This is a genomic window from Stenotrophomonas sp. YIM B06876 (assembly GCF_030711595.1).
Lineage (GTDB): Bacteria > Pseudomonadota > Gammaproteobacteria > Xanthomonadales > Xanthomonadaceae > Stenotrophomonas.
Genome location: NZ_JAUJUJ010000507.1, coordinates 1 through 574, shown reverse-complemented (window position 1 = coordinate 574; position 574 = coordinate 1). Strand labels below are relative to the sequence as shown.

Genomic DNA, 574 nt, shown 5'->3' with positions numbered 1-574 from the left:
GCATGCCGGCCATCTGCGCGCTGGCCGGGTTGGTGCCGTGGGCGCTGCTGGGGATCAGGCAGATGTTGCGGTGGCCACTGCCATGGGCCGCGTGGTAGGCCTTGATGGCCAGCAGTCCGGCGTATTCACCCTGCGAGCCGGCGTTGGGCTGCAGGCTGATGCCGGCGTAGCCCGTGGCCTGGCACAGCCAGGCGCGCAGCTGCTCGTCGAGCTGCCGGTAGCCCTGCAGCTGCTCGGCCGGCGCGAACGGGTGGATGTGGGCGAACTCGGGCCAGGTGATCGGGATCATCTCGCTCGTGGCGTTGAGCTTCATGGTGCAGGAACCCAGCGGGATCATGCTGCGGTCCAGCGCCAGGTCCTTGTCGGACAGCTGGCGGATGTAGCGCAGCATGGCCGTCTCGGAGTGGTGCGTGTTGAACACCGGGTGCGTGAGGAAGCGGCTGCTGCGGCGCAGTGCGGCCGGAATCAAGGGCTCTATGCCCTTGTCGAACGCGGCCACCTGCGGCAGGGCCTGGCCGTCCTGCGCGAAGAAGGACCAGAGCAGCGCGATGTCCTCGCGCGTGGTGGTCTCGTC

The 574-nt window shown here is 68.8% G+C and carries 1 pseudogene; it reads right to left on the bottom strand.

From position 1 onward, the window contains the following. Positions 1-574 (bottom strand): annotated as a pseudogene (locus QZH66_RS18180) (glycine dehydrogenase (aminomethyl-transferring)); the annotation flags it as partial.